General features: G+C 73.1%; 12 protein-coding genes and 1 tRNA gene. 4 read left to right on the plus strand and 9 right to left on the minus strand.

Annotated features, from left to right (window positions below):
- The first annotated feature begins 10 nt into the window (after positions 1–10).
- Positions 11–874 carry a M15 family metallopeptidase gene (locus ACH45N_RS06700; RefSeq protein WP_397392343.1) on the plus strand — a complete coding sequence of 288 codons (864 nt, stop codon included), beginning with the start codon at positions 11–13 and terminating at the stop codon, positions 872–874.
- Positions 875–896: 22 nt separating this feature from the next.
- Here the strand turns inward: ACH45N_RS06700 and ACH45N_RS06705 are convergent, their stop codons facing one another.
- From ACH45N_RS06705 to ACH45N_RS06720, 4 genes are all read right to left on the minus strand, one after another.
- Positions 897–1,562, minus strand: a complete 666-nt coding sequence (locus tag ACH45N_RS06705) for a CYTH domain-containing protein (RefSeq protein ID WP_397392345.1) — start codon at positions 1,560–1,562, stop codon at positions 897–899.
- Positions 1,563–1,616: 54 nt separating this feature from the next.
- Positions 1,617–2,177 carry an STM3941 family protein gene (locus ACH45N_RS06710; RefSeq protein WP_397392347.1) on the minus strand — a complete coding sequence of 187 codons (561 nt, stop codon included), beginning with the start codon at positions 2,175–2,177 and terminating at the stop codon, positions 1,617–1,619.
- 41 nt (positions 2,178–2,218) lie between these two features.
- Positions 2,219–3,070: a TSUP family transporter gene (locus tag ACH45N_RS06715; protein ID WP_397392349.1), complete on the minus strand. Its 852-nt coding sequence runs from the start codon at positions 3,068–3,070 to the stop codon at positions 2,219–2,221.
- A 129-nt stretch (positions 3,071–3,199) separates the two neighbouring features.
- Positions 3,200–4,204, minus strand: a complete 1,005-nt coding sequence (locus ACH45N_RS06720; protein WP_397393807.1) for a TerC/Alx family metal homeostasis membrane protein — start codon at positions 4,202–4,204, stop codon at positions 3,200–3,202.
- Between the two features lie 497 nt (positions 4,205–4,701).
- Here ACH45N_RS06720 and ACH45N_RS06725 point away from each other — a divergent pair, with 497 nt between their 5' ends.
- On the plus strand, positions 4,702–6,426 hold the full coding sequence (locus ACH45N_RS06725) for an ABC-F family ATP-binding cassette domain-containing protein (RefSeq protein WP_397392351.1): 1,725 nt from the start codon (positions 4,702–4,704) through the stop codon (positions 6,424–6,426).
- Between the two features lie 63 nt (positions 6,427–6,489).
- On the opposite strand, the gene ACH45N_RS06730 is transcribed toward ACH45N_RS06725, so the two are convergent.
- A tRNA-Arg gene (locus tag ACH45N_RS06730) sits at positions 6,490–6,562 on the minus strand.
- Positions 6,563–6,826: 264 nt separating this feature from the next.
- Between ACH45N_RS06730 and argS the strand changes: the two genes are divergently transcribed.
- Together argS and lysA are read left to right on the plus strand one after the other, a co-directional pair.
- Positions 6,827–8,488, plus strand: a complete 1,662-nt coding sequence (gene argS, locus ACH45N_RS06735; protein WP_397392353.1) for an arginine--tRNA ligase — start codon at positions 6,827–6,829, stop codon at positions 8,486–8,488.
- Positions 8,485–9,846 (plus strand): diaminopimelate decarboxylase, encoded by a 1,362-nt coding sequence (gene lysA / locus ACH45N_RS06740; protein WP_397392355.1) that lies wholly within the window; start codon positions 8,485–8,487, stop codon positions 9,844–9,846. The genes argS and lysA overlap by 4 nt, the downstream gene beginning before the upstream one ends.
- A 39-nt stretch (positions 9,847–9,885) precedes the next feature.
- Here lysA and ACH45N_RS06745 read toward each other — a convergent pair whose 3' ends face one another.
- The 4 genes from ACH45N_RS06745 to aceA form a co-directional block, all read right to left on the minus strand.
- On the minus strand, positions 9,886–10,551 hold the full coding sequence (locus ACH45N_RS06745) for a hypothetical protein (protein ID WP_397392357.1): 666 nt from the start codon (positions 10,549–10,551) through the stop codon (positions 9,886–9,888).
- 61 nt (positions 10,552–10,612) lie between these two features.
- Positions 10,613–12,364: a D-alanyl-D-alanine carboxypeptidase family protein gene (locus ACH45N_RS06750; protein WP_397392359.1), complete on the minus strand. Its 1,752-nt coding sequence runs from the start codon at positions 12,362–12,364 to the stop codon at positions 10,613–10,615.
- A 305-nt stretch (positions 12,365–12,669) separates the two neighbouring features.
- The gene (aceB, locus tag ACH45N_RS06755) at positions 12,670–14,556 is read right to left on the minus strand and encodes a malate synthase A (RefSeq protein ID WP_397392361.1); all 1,887 of its coding nucleotides are present in this window, start codon (positions 14,554–14,556) and stop codon (positions 12,670–12,672) included.
- Positions 14,556–15,914 (minus strand): isocitrate lyase, encoded by a 1,359-nt coding sequence (gene aceA / locus ACH45N_RS06760; RefSeq protein WP_397392363.1) that lies wholly within the window; start codon positions 15,912–15,914, stop codon positions 14,556–14,558. The genes aceB and aceA overlap by 1 nt, the downstream gene beginning before the upstream one ends.
- Between the last annotated feature and the right edge of the window lie 225 nt (positions 15,915–16,139).

Genomic DNA, 16,139 nt, shown 5'->3' on the forward strand with positions numbered 1-16,139 from the left:
CGGAGGACGAGTGGAGTCCACGGCTGTGACGAGTGCGCCCGTGCTCATGACGCGCCGCGAGCGGCGCGAGGCGGAGCTGCACACGCAGGCGATGCGCAAGGTGACGTCGTTCGACCGGCTGGTCACCGGAGCGGTCCCCAGGGCGACCCGGCCCACGTCCTCGGTCCCCGCCGGGCAGCGGCTCATCTCCCGGGCCGCCGTGGTCGGCACCCTCGCGGCCGCGACCATCGCGGCGCCGTTCGCGCAGGCGGCCGACACGCCGGGCGAGTCCCCGTTCGACGTCGAGGCGCCACCCACCGGCCCGTCGGTGCTCGACCTGGTGACGCAGCCCGTGGAGCGGCCGGAGACCTCGGGTTCCGTCGTCCGGGCCGAGGCACTCACGCGCCCCGAGTCGGCCGCCAGCCGCTCGCTGGACCGCAGCCCCCTGCCGAACTGCGACGTCAACGCCCCCGTGGACGGGACGAACGGCGCGCTCGCCGACCACTCGCTGTGCGAGCTGTGGCAGCCGGGGGAGTACCTCCGGCCCGACGCCGCGATGTCGCTCAGTGCGCTCAACGAGGCGTTCCGCGCGTCGTTCGGCCGCGAGCTGTGCCTCGTGGCGAGCTACCGCGACCTGAGCACGCAGTACGAGCTCAAGGCGTCGCGCGGTTACTACGCCGCCTCCCCTGGTACCTCCATGCACGGCTGGGGCCTGGCGATCGACCTGTGCTCCAAGGAGACCGGCGACAGCGACGTCTTCTCGTGGCTGTGGGCCAACGCGCCGGCGTACGGCTGGCAGAACCCGTCGTGGGCGCAGCTCGGGGGCAGCAAGTACGAGCCGTGGCACTGGGAGTTCGTCACCGGCGTCGTCGAGAAGGGCGAGTGGCGGGGCTGACGGTGCCCTGGAGGCGTCTCGCTCAGAGGCGCAGGTGCGTGTTGGGCCCGAAGTCCTGCCGGAACGTCGGCCCCTGGTCCGCGAGCTCCGCGGCGAACGACGGCGCCCACGCGCTGTAGGGCTCCATGGCCAGCGACTCGTTGGAGAACCGCCGGTCGTCGGTGATCTCCGTGACGCAGAAGTCCGGGATCTGCAGGCCGGTGACGGGTCCGGAGCGCTCGCACTCGGCCACCACCAGCGGGTGGTTGGCCCCGCCGAAGACGTCGATCGACCAGCCGTCCGCGCCGAGCCACGCCGCGTAGCGGACCTTGACGATCGGTGCGCCGCCGCGGCGGACCAGCTCCACGCCGACGCGCGGGTCCAGCTCTCGCTCCGCCTCGTAGCGGGTGCCCCCGACCGCGGGTCCCTTGACGGTGACCGCGGCGAAGTCGATGTCCGCGACGTGCGCGCGGAGCAGCTCGGCCGGATCGGTGTCGGCGGTCATGCCGGCGTCGACGTCGCCCGCCTGGACCCGGACGCGCAGGGCGTAGCCGTCGTCGGCCAGGAAGTAGGACTGGACGATGAGGGCCGGCGCGTCCTTGAGCTCGGCCGGCAGGTCGCGCACGAAGAACCGCCGCTCGAACTCGAAGTCCGCGTACCCCTGGTCGGGGTCGTCGGCGGCCGGCTCGTCGAAGAGGTCGTCGCTCATGAGAGGTCCTTCGCCATGCTCGGCAGATGATTCTCGGCGGATGATCCCAGAAGTCTACGCAACCGGCTTCGCGTGCGGCGCCCGGCCGGCGACGAACTCGGTCAGCGCCGCGGTGAGCTCCTCCGGGCGGGTCGCGATGCTCCCGGGCTTGAGGACCACGGGGGTGCCGACCAGGAGGGAGTTCACCGAGGCGGCGATGCGCCGGACGAACGTCCGCTGGCGGACGACGACGGCGCGCGGGTCGGCGACGTCCACGGCGAGCACCCGCCGGAAGGCCAGCCGGGTCTCGCGGACGCCGGTCACCTCGGACCAGAGCACCTGCTCGACGCCGAGGTTGGGCAGCCAGTCGGTGAGGCCGTCGTCGTCGAGGGTGAGCACGGGCCACGCGGGCAGCAGCAGGCGGCGCACCACGATGAGGCCCAGGCCGGTGAAGACCAGCACGCCGATCGCGCTCACGGACACCACGGTCAGCGCGGCCGGCGAGCCGCTGGTCTGCGCGGCGTCGAAGCCGAGGCGGGTCGCGATCGCGCAGAGCACCACCAGCGCGAGGGTGGAGAGCGCGAGCGTGACGACGTGCGCTCGGGACGGGTAGAAGTCGACGGATTCGTCGGGCATATCCGGACACTAGCGGCAGGCGGGGGCGGATCGGTAGCCCGTCAGGTGAGCAGCAGCCGCGCGCCGGCCGCCGCGGTCGCCACCAGCACGAAGGTGCTGAACACGGGGCCCGAGATGCGGTGGGCCACGAGCTTGCCGAGCAGGAGTCCCGCGACCATCCCCGGGAGCAGCACCAGCGAGACGTGCAGCGACGCGGGGGAGACCAGCCCCAGCCCCGCGCTGAACGGCAGCTTGGCCACGTTCACCGTGAGGAAGAACAGCGCGACCGTGCCGAGCAGGCCGGCGCGCGAGATCCCGGCCCGCAGCAGATAGAGGCTCATGGGCGGGCCGCCGGCGTTCGCGATCATGGTCGAGACCCCGGCCGTGGCGCCGAGCGCGGCGCGGGCGACCCGGTCGCGGAGGCGGGTGCCGCCAGGGGCGGCGTCGCCGTCCGGCACCGAACCGTCCGGCACCGAACCGGGCGGGGGAGTGCCGGGCGGGGGAGTGCCGGGACGGGGCGGACGACGGCGCGCGCGGCGCGCGGCGAGCTGCCGCACCAGGTCGCCGAGCCCGGCGAGGAGCAGCAGCGCTCCGACGATCCGGGCGCTGGCGTCGGGCGGGGCCCAGCGCAGGGCGGCGAAGCCGACGATCAGCCCGAGCGTGACGCTGGGGAGCAGGGCCCGCAGGACGGGCCAGCGGACGTTCCGCCCGTAGGTGCCGACGGCGACCAGGTCGCCCACGATGAGCAGGGGCAGCGCGACCCCGGCGGCCTGCACCGGCGGGAGCACCGAGGCGATGAGCGCCGCCCCGAGCGCGCCCAGCGGCGGCAGCCCGGTCTTGGACAGGCCCATGAGGAGCGCGGCGATCGTGCCGCCGACGACGACGGGGATCGTGAGGTCCAGTGCGGTGTCCATGACGGGCTGGACTCTACGGCGGAACGGCGCCGGCCTGCCGTGGCGGCCCAGCCCGCGGGACCCACCCTGACGTGTCAGACGTACAGGTCACCCGAGGGACCTGTACGTCTGACACGGGGGGTGATCGGGTCAGTGCGCTCCGGGCTCGGCCTTCTCGGCGTCCGACTTCTCGGCCTCGTCGGCCTTGTCGACGTCGGCCGCCTCTGCGTCGTCGTTGCGGGTCGCGTGGAGGCTCGTGAAGGTGACGACGACGAGCACGCCGATGATCACGCCGAGCGAGGCGAGGGTCGGGATCTCCGGCACCCCGGCCCAGATGCCGTGGGCCCAGTGCAGCACCAGCTTGACGCCGATGAAGGCGAGGATCGTCGCGAGGCCGTAGCCGAGGTGCACCAGCTTGCTCAGGGCGCCCTGGAGCACGAAGTACAGGGCGCGCAGGCCGAGCAGGGCGAAGGCGTTCGTCGCGAACACGAGGTACGGGTCGCTGGTGATGCCGTACACGGCGGGCACCGAGTCGACGGCGAAGACCACGTCGGCGGCGAAGATCGCGACGACCACGACCGCCAGGGGCGTGAGCATCCGCTTGCCGCCCTCGCGCACGGAGAGCGCGGGGCCGCGGTACTCGTCCGTGACGGGCATGAAGCGGCGGATCACCTTGACCGACCGCAGCTCGGAGACGTCGATCGCGTGGTCGTCGCCCTTGACCTGGTCACGGAGGATCTTGACCGCCGTGGCCAGCAGGATCGCGCCGAAGAGCAGGAAGGCCCAGCTCAGGTTGGCCAGGACGGCCGCGCCGAGCGCGATGAAGACGCCGCGGAGCACCAGCGCCCCGACGATGCCGAGCAGGAGCACGCGCTGCTGCAGGGCCTTGGGCACCGCGAACGCGCTGAGCAGCAGCATGAACACGAAGAGGTTGTCCACGGACAGCGACTTCTCGACGAGATACCCGGTCAGGTACTGCACGCCGGTCGACGATCCGAAGGTGGCCCAGATCCAGCCGCCGAACGCGAGCGGGAGGGCGATGTAGAACGCGCTCCAGCCCAGGGCCTCGCGCATCGAGACCTCGTGCGGGCGCCGGGTGATGAGGAAGTCGACGACCACGAGGGCGAGGACGGCGACGATGGTGACGGCCCACATCGTGGGGGTGGCCACCGTGGTCAGGCCGGAGGCAGGGGCAGCAGAACTCGTCAGCGAGGCGAGCAAGGAGTCTCCAAAGATAGGTCGGCTCCGAGGTCTCCTTCGCCTTGCTGAGCAAGGCCGCCGCCCGAGGCGCTGGTAGCAACGCCGTAATGACCGGGACGGTGTTGGGAAGTACTCCCCCCGCGGCAGGGAGTCTACGGCATTGCTCCGGGATTGCACCCCCCGAGATCGTCGAGGTGCGCCGCGTCGTCGTGGTCCCGGCACGAAAAAGACTGGGGCGGCCGGGGTCGCCCTTGTTAGGGTCCCCGGTATGGGCACTCTGATTCGCTAGTACGGGACGCCGCGTCGAGCTTCTCCGCGGTGGGTCCTTCGCGCGCCCGACGACGTCGTCGTCCCCGGCGCGAGGTCCCCGTACATCTGCGTTCCCCCTGTGGAACGCGTGTGCCGTGATCCGCGGGCCTGAGCGCTCGCGGGTCGCGGAGAGGAGTCCACCCATGACCCGATCACTACCGACCCGAACCGGTGCGCCTGCTTCCGGCGGCACGTCGCACCGCGTCTGCGCACTCCGTGGCGCCGCCGTCCGCTTCGCCGACCGCACGGTGCTCGACGGCGTCGACCTCACCGTGGGCCCCGCCGACCGCATCGCGGTGATCGGCGACAACGGGTCCGGCAAGTCGACCCTCCTGCGCGCCCTCGCGGGGACCGTCCCGCTCTCCACGGGCGAGCGGTTCGTCGAGCTGCCGGGCGGGCTGGCGCTGGCCGAGCAGCGGCCCGAGTTTCCTGCGGGCTCGACCGTCACCCAGGCGCTCGACCACCTGCTCGCCGACGCGCGTGGGATCGAGGCCGAGGTGCAGGACGCCGCCGACCGCCTCGCCCGCGCACAGGTCGAGACGGAGCCGCTGCTCCTGGAGCGGCTGTCGTCGGCGATGGAGCGCTTCGAGGCACGCGACGGCTACCACCTGGACCAGCGGCTGGACGCCGCCCTCGACCAGCTCTCGCTCGGCGGGCTCGACCGCGGGCGGGCCGTCGCCTCGCTCTCGGGCGGCGAGCGGGCCAGGCTGGCGCTCGCGGCGGCGCTGTCCGCGGAGGCGGAGCTCCTGCTGCTCGACGAGCCGACCAACGACCTCGACGACGCCGGGATCGCCTGGCTGGAGGAGCAGCTCGCGCGGCATCGTGGAGCCCTGGTGGTCGTGACGCACGACCGGGCCTTCCTCGACCGCTTCGCGACGGACATCGTGCACGTGGAGGACGGCGTCCTGCGCCGCTACGGCAACGGTTATGCCGGCTACCTCGCGGCGCGCGAGGCCGAGCGGCGCCGGCTGCTCGACGAGCACGAGGCCTGGCGCCGGGACCTCGCCCGGAACGAGGCACTCGTGACAGCCAACTCGTTCCGCCTCGACGCGATCCCGCGCAAGCAGGAACTGTCCTCGTTCGGTCATGGTGCCTTCCGCGCGCGGAGCAGGGGCCACGGGGCGACGAGCCGGATCCGGCAGGCCAAGGAGCGGGTCGCGCGCCTGCACGACCGCCCCGCTCCGCGTCCGGCGGAGCCGCTGCGCTTCGCGCCGTCCTTCACCGACGCTCCTGTCGTCGAGGACGACGGTCCGGCGACGGATCCGCTGCTGATCGTGGCCGACTCCGTGAGGCTGGGCGCCGACGGGCCCGGCCCGCGGCTCCTGCTCGACGCGCTCGAACTGCACGCGGGCGACCGCTGGCTCGTCTCGGGGCCGAACGGTGCGGGCAAGACGACGCTGCTCCGGGTGCTCGCGGGCGAGCTCGTGCCGCAGGCAGGCGCGGTCTGGCGCCGGCCGGATCTTCGGGTGTCGTGGCTGCGTCAGGACCTCGCGGCGGGGTCACGGAGCACCCTGCTGGACGCCTTCGCGGCGGCGACGGATGCGTTCCGCGAGGACGCCGCCGAGACCCTGCTGGCGCTCGGGCTCTTCTCGCCCGGTGACCTCAGCATGCTGGTCCCCGACCTCTCGGTCGGGCAGCGCCGGCGCTTCGAGGTCGCGCTCGCGGTGTCGGTCCCCAGCGACGTCCTGCTGCTGGACGAACCCACCAACCACCTGGCCCCGGAGCTCGTCGAGCAGCTGGAGGACGCCCTGCACGACTATCCCGGAGCGGTGGTCACCGTCACGCACGACCGGCGCTGGCGGGAACGGGCGTCGGCGGAGGGCCAGACGAAGAGCCTCCGGGTGTTTCCTGGGGGACGGGTGTCGTAGGGCGCCGGGGAACGAGACAGGCCGCCACCGGCATGTGCGCTGGTGGCGGCCTGTTTCTGTCGGTGCGCCTGAAGGGATTCGAACCCCCGACCTTCTGCTCCGGAGGCAGACGCTCTATCCACTGAGCTACAGGCGCGTGACCGATGTTCGGGGAGGCGATGCTCTCCTCACGGCCGATGTGAGACTACCAGGTGAGCGGCCCGGAGTGTGCATCGATACCTGTGACGAGATTCGCGCCCGGCGGTCCGTCGTCGTGCACGACGCTCGCGCGGGTCGCCGTCGTCATGGCTGCCCTCCGTGCGGGCGAGCAATCCGACCGTGGAAGGAGCGCCCCGCTGGAAGGTCGCCTGCCTGTGGACAACCGGGGCGGGGGACGCGGCCCGGCCGATAGAATCGATCCGTGACCCCCACCGAGCTCTCCGAAGCGCTGAGCGCTGCCCTTGCCGCGGCCGTCGCCGACGGCACACTCGCCCTGCCCGCCGACGCCGTCCCGGCCTCGGTCCACGTGGAGCGACCCAGGCAGCGAGAGCACGGGGACTGGGCCACGAACGTGGCCCTCCAGCTCGCGAAGAAGGCGGGCACGACGCCGCGGGCGCTCGCGGAGGACCTGGCGGCACGCCTGGGCGCGACCCCGGGCATCAAGTCCGTCGGCGTCGCCGGCCCGGGCTTCCTCAACATCACGCTCGACGCCGCCGTGGCGGGCGAGCTCGCCCGCACCATCGTCGAGGCCGGCGCGGCGTACGGCCGGGGCGAGGCCCTGACCGGCCAGGTGATCAACCTGGAGTTCATCAGCGCCAACCCGACCGGCCCCCTGCACATCGGGCACACCCGCTGGGCCGCGCTGGGCGACTCGCTGGGACGCATCCTGCGCGCCGCCGGCGCCGACGTGACCGCCGAGTACTACATCAACGACGCGGGCGCCCAGATGGACCGCTTCGGGGAGTCCGTGCTGGCGCGTGCCACGGACGGCGAGGTGCCCGAGGGCGGCTACCGCGGCGAGTACGTCAAGGAGCTCGCGGCCAAGGTGCTCGCGGACCGCCCGGACCTGCCGGAGCTGCCGCACGACGAGGCCGTCGCGGTGGCCCGCGAGGCCGGCTACGCGCACCAGCTCGCCGAGATCCGCGAGGTGCTGGAGAGCTTCGGCGTGCACTTCGACGTCTGGTTCTCGGAGCGCGACCTGCACAGCTCGGGCGCCGTCGAGAAGGCCGTGGCGCGCCTGCGCGAGCAGGGCCACGTCTTCGACCAGGAGGGCGCGGTCTGGCTGCGCACCACCGACTTCACCGACGACAAGGACCGCGTGATGGTCCGGGCGAACGGTGAGCCCACCTACTTCGCGTCGGACGCCGCGTACTACCTGTCCAAGAAGGACCGCGGGTTCCCGGGCAAGATCTACCTGCTCGGCGCCGACCACCACGGCTACGTCAACCGGCTCAAGGCGATCGCGGCGTGCGCCGGGGACGACCCGGAGACGAACATCGAGGTGCTGATCGGCCAGCTCGTCAACGTCGGCGGCGCCAAGCTGTCCAAGCGCGCCGGCAACATCATCGAGCTGCGCGACCTCGTCGACTGGATCGGCAAGGACGCCGTGCGCTACTCGCTCGCGCGCTACCCCGCGGACACGCCGCTGGAGCTGCAGGGCGAGGACATGCTCAAGCAGACCAACGACAACCCGGTCTTCTACGTCCAGTACGCGCACAGCCGCACGGTGCAGATCGGCGCGAAGGCCGTGGACCGCGGCGTGCGCCGCGCGGACGGGTTCGACCCGGCGCAGCTCTCGCACGCCTCGGAGGCGGCGCTGATCGGCCGCCTCACCGAGTTCCCGCGGATCGTGGCGCAGGCCGCCGAGCTGCGCGAGCCGCACCGCGTGGCCCGCTACCTGGAGGCCCTCGCCGGCGACTTCCACTCCTGGTACAACGACGACGAGAAGCTGCGCGTCACGCCGTACCCGGACGAGGAGGTCACTGACGCGCACCGCGCCCGCCTGTGGCTGAACGACGCCGTCCGCACGGTCCTGGCCAACGGGCTCGACCTGCTGGGCGTGAGCGCCCCGGAGCGGATGTGACCGGCGCGCCCTGGTCCACCGGCGTCGGCCGGCTGCCGGACGGCGCGCTGGCCGTCGCCGGCGTGGACGTCCGCGACCTCGCCGCCGAGCACGGCACGCCCGCCTACGTGCTGGACGAGGCCGACTTCCGCATGCGCGCCCGCGCCTACCGCACGGCGTTCGAGGCCGCGTTCGGTGCCGTCGGCGCGGGCGTGGACGTGTACTACGCCGGCAAGGCGCTGCTCACCGTGGCCGTCGCGCGCTGGGCGCGCGAGGAGGGGCTGCGGGTTGACACCGCGTCGAGCGGCGAGCTCGCCGTCGCGCTGCGGGCCGAGGTACCCGGGGCCGAGATCGGCCTGCACGGCAACAACAAGTCCGACGCCGAGATCCTGCGCGCGCTGGACGCCGGGATCGGCCGCATCATCGTGGACTCGCTGGTCGAGATCGAGCGGGTCGCGCGCCTCGCGGGTGAGCGCGGGGTGGTGGCGCCGGTGATGGTCCGCGTGACCACGGGCGTGCACGCCGGCGGTCACGAGTACATCGCGACGGCCCACGAGGACCAGAAGTTCGGGCTGTCGGTCAACGCCGCAGACGGGGCGGAGAGCCCCGCGATGGCCGCCCTGCTGCAGGTGCTCAAGCACCCCGAGCTCAAGCTGCTCGGCATCCACTCCCACATCGGCTCGCAGATCCTGGACCCGGACGGGTTCGAGGCCGCCGCCCGCGTGGTGCTGCGCCTGCGCGCCGACCTGGCCGAGCGGTCGGGTGTGCTCGTGGACGAGGTCGACCTCGGCGGCGGGTACGGCATCGCCTACCTGCCCGGCGACGTCGCGCTCGACCCCGAGCGCGTGGCCAAGGACATCGCGCAGTCGGTGGCCGGGGTCTGCCAGGAGCTCGGCACGGGCCTGCCGCGGTTCTCGATCGAACCCGGCCGAGCGATCGTAGGGCCCGCGGGCCTCACGCTCTATACGGTGGGCACGGTCAAGCCCGTCACGGTCTCGGCAGACGACGGCGCGGACTTCACGCGCACCTACGTGTCCGTCGACGGCGGCATGAGCGACAACATCCGCCCCGCCCTGTACGGCGCGGCGTACCACGCCGAGATCGTGGGGCGCTCGTCCGCGGCCGAGACGGTGCTGGCGCGGGTGGTGGGCAAGCACTGCGAGTCCGGCGACATCGTGGTGCACGAGGTGCGCCTCCCGGCCGACGTGCGTGCGGGGGACCTGCTCGCCGTCGCCGCCACGGGTGCCTACGGGCGCTCGATGGCGTCGAACTACAACATGCTGCCCCGCCCGCCCGTGGTCGCGGTGGCCGGGGGAGCCTCGCGGGTGCTGGTCCGCCGCGAGACCGAGGACGACCTGCTGGGTCTCGACCAGGGCTGACGCTTCCGGGTTCCGGCCGCCGCGCGGCCGGAACCCAGGTCAGACGCCCTGGGCGTCGTCCACGTGGCACCCCTCGGCGGTGTCCTCGTAGTCGTCGATGTGGCCGTCGATCTGCTCGTTCAGCTCCTCGAGCTGCACGGTCAGCGCGTCGATCTCGGCGGCGATGGTCTCTGCCGCGGCGATGTTGCCCGCGTTGACCGCGGCCATGAAGTCGTTCAGACCTGCCAGGTAGACCACCGTCTTGTCGTCGATCTTGGCCGAGACCTCGAGCATCGCGTCCGCGTCGTCGATGGCGCCGATGCAGGCGGTCGCCGTGGTCTCGGCCCGCTCCTTGGCGATCTCCAGGTCGTCGATCGTCGCGCGGGCCTCGGCGAGGGTCTGTTCCGCGCTCGCCAGGTCCGACGAGAGCGCCGACGCACGCGACTGCCAGTCGTTCGTCGAGACCACGCCGAGCGCACCCCACACCACGGCAGCGATCAGCAGCACCACCAGGACGAGGGTGACGGCGTGGTCCTTGACGAACGCCATGACGCCTTCGAGCGCCTGTCGTGGTGCGGGAGCGTGCGCGGCGGCCGCCATCGTGCTGCCGTTCGTGGCGTCGGAGGTGGCGTCGGAGACAGAGCCGTTCGATGCGTCCGGAGCCGGAACGGGCTCGGCGGACGGGTTCAGTTCTGGAGCGCGGGTCGCGCTCTCGTCGTCGGACATGGGCGCACCGTATCCGGCAAAACGGGCGAAAGGCCGACGTATATGAGCCAGAGGTGAAAGTTCACCCGGCCTGGTTCGTGGCCCCGCTCGCGCCGCCGTCCCCGAGCAGGCCGCCGACGACGCCGCCGACCACACCCTCGACCGTGTCGCCGACCAGGCCGACCGTGCCGCCGACCACGTCCTCGACGAGGCCTGTGCCGGTGGGGGAGTCCGGGTCCTCCTGCGCGGGTGGTTCGGTCGGCGTGGGCTCGGCCGGGGCCGGCGGCTCGGGGGTTGTCGGCGTGCTGCCGCCCGGCTCCGTCGACGAGCCGCCGCCGGAGCCCCCGGTCCCACCGGATCCGCCGTCCTGTCCGCCGCCCGAGTCGGCGCCGGAACCGTCCCCGCCGGACGCCGGACGCTTCGTCGCCGCGGCCTCCTCCGCGGGCCGGGAGCCCGGGTCCGCCGGCTCGGTCCGGGACGCGGCAGGCGACCGCCATGTGCCGACGTCGGCCGGGTCGATGGCGCGGTTCGGGACGGAGCCCGCCGCGAAGAACTCGAAGTGCCACGGCTCGGGCTTGGCGCCGTCGAGCCGGGCCCAGGACGGGTTGTCCCAGCCGTAGCCGGGCGCGTGCAGGCGCAGCCACACGTACTCGGGGGAGCTGCCGCCGGCGACGGGGTCGCCCAGGTCGATCGCGAGACCCCAGCCGTGGTTCGACGTGCCGGGGATGGCCGCGTGGTGCGGCTTGGTGCCCTTGACCGCCACCTGCAGGTCGTACGAGCGGTACGAGTCGGTCAGCGGGATCGGGTAGCCGAACTCGTCCTCGAAGCGGGCGCTGAGCGCGGTCAGCCGCTCGGCGGCGTCGCAACGCAGCAGGTGGCCGGGCGCGAAGGGCAGTGCGCAGAGGACGTCCGCGGGGATGCGTCCGTTGGCGTACCCCGCGGTGGACTCGCCGTAGGCCGCCACGGTCTCCAGCAGGTTGCGGCGCAGCGACGTGCCGGCATCCGGCAGCGTGTCCAGCAGCGCGGTGGGCGACGACGGGTCGAGCATGTTCGCGAGCCGCATCGCGGCCACGGCCACCTCGTCGAACGTCACGTAGCCCGGCCCCTCCGCGGGGACGACGCGCCGGGGCGGGAAGACCTCTGACGGGCCCCACTCCGGGGCCCGGGTCTGCCGGAGCGCGCCGGTGACGGTGTGCGACACCTGCTCCGCCCGCACGACCTCGGCCGCGGGGGCCGCCGTGCGCGCCTCGCCCGCCGTCGGGGCCGACTCGACCCGGAGCGGCCTGCCGGCCTCGGCCAGGGCGAGCTGCTGCGCCTGATAGGTCGTGTAGAGCATGCCGAGCTCCGCGGCGGCCTGGGCGACGCCGGGGCTGGGTGCCGAGCTCTGCCGCAGGGTCAGCTCGGCGCGGTCGAGCACGGCGAGGACCTGGCTCACGGTGACGCCGTCCGCCACGGCGGACGGCGCGGGCGGGGCGTGCCGGACGGCGCCGAGCCGTGCCGCCGTCTGGCCCGGGCCCGACGCGGCGGGCACCGTCGCCACGCCCGCGGTCGGCGTGCCGAGCAGCCCGGCACCCGCCGGCGGAACGCTCGCGGACGCGCTGACCAGGACGCTTCCGGTCACCGCCAGGGCGACGACGCCGGTCCAGGCGCTGCGCCCGGGGCGGCCCAGGGTCCCGCGGCGCCGGACGTCCGGTCGGCGGAAGGCCGCTCCCGGCAGGTGCGACCGGGGCGTGGGCGCTCCCGGCCCGGACATCCCGGGCCCGGCAGCACCAGCAGGCCCGCTCTCGCCCGATGTCCGGTCCGCCGGCTGTGCACCGCTCGGCTGTTCGCTCACTGGTCAACGCCCCCTTGCGCATGACATCGGCGTCGGCGAACCGTGGTCCGCCCGCCGACCGGTCGGGGCAGCGGTGTCGTCGAGCGTCCCGCTGCCGTCCGTCGAAGAAGGCCCAGGGTAGCGCTACTGACGGGGCATGCAACAAACGGAATGTCGTGCTTGTCGGCCCCCGGCGGCAGAGCCCGACGCCGCGCCGGTCTCACCCCAGGGGTGGTGGGGCGCCGAGAGAGCGGCGACCGGGCACGGCGTCGGGCGGATGGAAGGGACGCCCCGACAGCGGGGCGTCCCAGCCTGAGGTCGACCGGCTACGGCCGGTCGACGGGCGAGCCCACCAGGTGCCCCTGGTAGGCCGGGCTCGTGAGGAACGCCGGGAAGTCGTCCTCCAGGGCGACGGCGCGGAAGATCTCGGCCGCGTCGTCGATCCGGTTGCCCTGGCCGTGCGGCAGCGAGGCCACGACGTCGAGCAGGATCGCCTCGACGCGCTCCCGGGTCACGGGCTGCTGGTCGTCGTCGGTCACGGTGCCCGACGCGATCCACTGCCACACCTGGGACCGGGAGATCTCCGCGGTCGCGGCGTCCTCCATGAGGCTGTCCAGCGCGGCGGCACCGGTACCGCGGAGCCACGCGTCGAGGTAGCGCACGGCCACCGAGACGTTCGACCGCAGCCCGGCGGACGTCACGGTCGCCCCGGCTCGCCGCGCCGACGCGACGTCGAGCAGCTCGTGCTGCCCCACGGCGACGTCGGGCCGCAGGCGGGTGACCTGGTTCGGCGCGTCGCCCAGCACGGCGTCGAACTCGGCCTCGGCCACCGGGATGAGGTCGGGGTGGGCCACCCAGGTGCCGTCGAAGCCGTCGCCGGCCTCGCGCTTCTTGTCGGCGGCGACCTGCTGGAACGCCTGTCGCGTGACCTCCGGGTTGCGGCGGTCGGGGATGAACGCGCTCATGCCGCCGATGGCGTGCGCGCCGCGCTTGTGGCAGGTCGCCACGAGCAGCTCGGTGTACGCGCGCATGAACGGCGCCGTCATGGTGACCTGGGCGCGGTCCGGCAGCACGTACGAGTCGCCGCGCGTGCGGAAGCACTTGATCACCGAGAACAGGTAGTCCCAGCGGCCGGCGTTCAGGCCGGCGCAGTGGTCACGCAGCTCGTAGAGGATCTCCTCCATCTCGAACGCCGCGGGCAGCGTCTCGATGAGCACCGTGGCGCACACGGTGCCGCGCGGGATGCCGAGCGCGTCCTGCGCCACCTCGAAGACCTCGTTCCACAGCCGCGCCTCCCGGTAGCCCTCCAGCTTGGGCAGGTAGAAGTACGGGCCACGGCCGCGGGCGATGAGCTCGGCGGCGTTGTGGAAGAAGTAGAGACCGAAGTCCACGAGGCTGCCGAGCGTGCTGCTCGTGATGCCGTTCGCGTCCGTGTACCGCAGGTGCGCCTCGTCGAGGTGCCAGCCGCGGGGGCGGAACACGATGGTCGGGAGGTCCACGAGGTCGGCCGACCGGAGCGTGTACTCCTTCCCGCCCTCGTTCGTGAAGCTGAGCGTGCCGCGGATCGCGTCGTGCAGCGCGAGCTGCCCCTCGATCACGTTGGGCCACGTGGGGCTGGACGCGTCCTCGGCGTCGGCCAGCCAGCAGCGTGCCCCCGAGTTGAGCGCGTTGATGGTCATCTTCGGGTCGGTCGGACCCGTGATCTCGACGCGCCGGTCCTCCAGGCCGGGCGCGTTGCGCGATCCGGCCACCCGCCAGTCCGGGTCGTCCCGGACCGGCCGGGTCGAGGCGCGGAAGTCGGGGTCGGCGCCGTCGGCGATGTCCTGCCGGCGGAGCTGACGCTGCGCGATCAGCTCGTCGCGGCGGGCATCGAACCGGTCGTGGAGCAGGGCCAGGAACGCCAGGGCCTCCGGCGTCAGGATCTCGCCGTACCGCGGCCCGACGGCCGCGGTCACGGTGATCACGCCTCGCCGGGCGCCGGTCCCCGAGGCGCCCACCCCGCCGTTCGGCAGCGTGCTGGGGGCCGAGCTCCGGGGCGCGGACGCCGGGGCGGGCGCCTGCGCGGGAGCGGGGGTCGACGGCGGGGCGGACGCGGTGCGGGACGCCGGGGCGGACCCGGTGCGGGCCGCCGGCGGGGTGCCGATGCCGGCCAGGCCGGCGTCGGCGTCGTAGGGGCTCGTGCCCTGGGCGCGGGTGTCGATGGTCGCGGTCATCAGAACTGCGCCGCCTCGGTCGAGCCGGCCAGGGCGGTGGTCGCCGAGTCCGGGTTGAGCGCGGTGGCGACCCGGTCGAAGTAGCCCGTGCCGACCTCGCGCTGGTGCTTCGTGGCGGTGTAGCCGCGCTCCTCGGCGGCGAACTCCAGCTCCTGCAGCTTCACGTACGCCGACATCTGCTCGCGGGCGTAGCCGTGGGCGAGGTCGAACATCGAGTAGTTCAGCGCGTGGAAGCCGGCCAGGGTGATGAACTGGAACGTGAAGCCCATCGCGCCCAGCTCGCGCTGGAACTTGGCGATCGTGTCGTCGTCGAGGTGCTTCTTCCAGTTGAACGACGGCGAGCAGTTGTAGCTCAGCATCTGGTCGGGGAAGTCCGCCTTGACGGCCTCGGCGAACGTGCGTGCCAGCTCCAGGTCCGGCGTGCCGGTCTCCATCCAGATCAGGTCGGAGTAGGGCGCGTAGGCCTTGGCGCGGGCGATGCACGGCTCGATGCCGTTGGTCACCTTGTAGAAGCCCTCGTTGGTGCGCTCGCCGGTGATGAACGGGCGGTCGCGCTCGTCGACGTCCGAGGTGATCAGGGTCGCGGCCTCGGCGTCGGTGCGGGCGATCACGATGGACGGCACGTCGGCGACGTCGGCCGCGAGCCGGGCCGCGTTGAGCGTGCGCACGTGCTGCTGGGTGGGGATGAGCACCTTGCCGCCCAGGTGGCCGCACTTCTTCTCCGAGGCGAGCTGGTCCTCCCAGTGCACACCCGCGGCGCCGGACTGGATCATCGACTTCATCAGCTCGTACGCGTTCAGCGGGCCGCCGAAGCCGGCCTCGGCGTCGGCCACGATCGGCGCGAGCCAGTCGCGGCTGGGGGTGCCGTTCTCGGAGACGTCGATCTGGTCGGCGCGCAGCAGGGCGTTGTTGATGCGGCGGACCACGGCCGGCACGGAGTTGGCCGGGTAGAGCGACTGGTCAGGGTAGGTCTGCCCCGAGAGGTTCGCGTCGCCGGCCACCTGCCAGCCGGAGAGGTAGATGGCCTGGAGGCCCGCCTTGACCTGCTGCACGGCTTGGTTGCCGGTCAGCGCGCCGAGGGCGTTGATGTAGTCCTCCTCGTGGAGCTGGCGCCACAGGCGCTCGGCGCCGCGGCGGGCGAGGGTGTTCTCCTCGCCGACCGAGCCGCGCAGGGCGACGACGTCCTCGGCGGTGAAGCTGCGCTCGATGCCGGCCCAGCGCGGGTCGGACGCCCAGGACCGGCGCAGCTCCTCGGCGGTCTGGACCTGGTCCCCGGCGCGGACGGAGGCCTGCGCCGGCACCGCGGTCGTCGCGGACGTGGTCGCCTCGGACGTGTGGTCGATCGTGGGTGCGCTCATGGCGGGTCTCCTTCTCGGGACGGAACGTTGTCACCGCGTCTGCCGGTGACGTGTTACGACCATCTGCCCTCCGCAACCCCCTTCTCAAGCAGATCCGCGCAGAAGTTTTCGTGTTCTTCTGTTGATCGGAAGCCTTTGCCTATGTCACCCTCGGGCATGGCAGGAAGCACCGAAAATCGCGGAACCGCCCGAAACGCGACATCCTCGCGTTCCCCGCAGGGCGGG

It is taken from the genome of Promicromonospora sp. NPDC019610 (assembly GCF_044389365.1).
Lineage (GTDB): Bacteria > Actinomycetota > Actinomycetes > Actinomycetales > Cellulomonadaceae > Promicromonospora.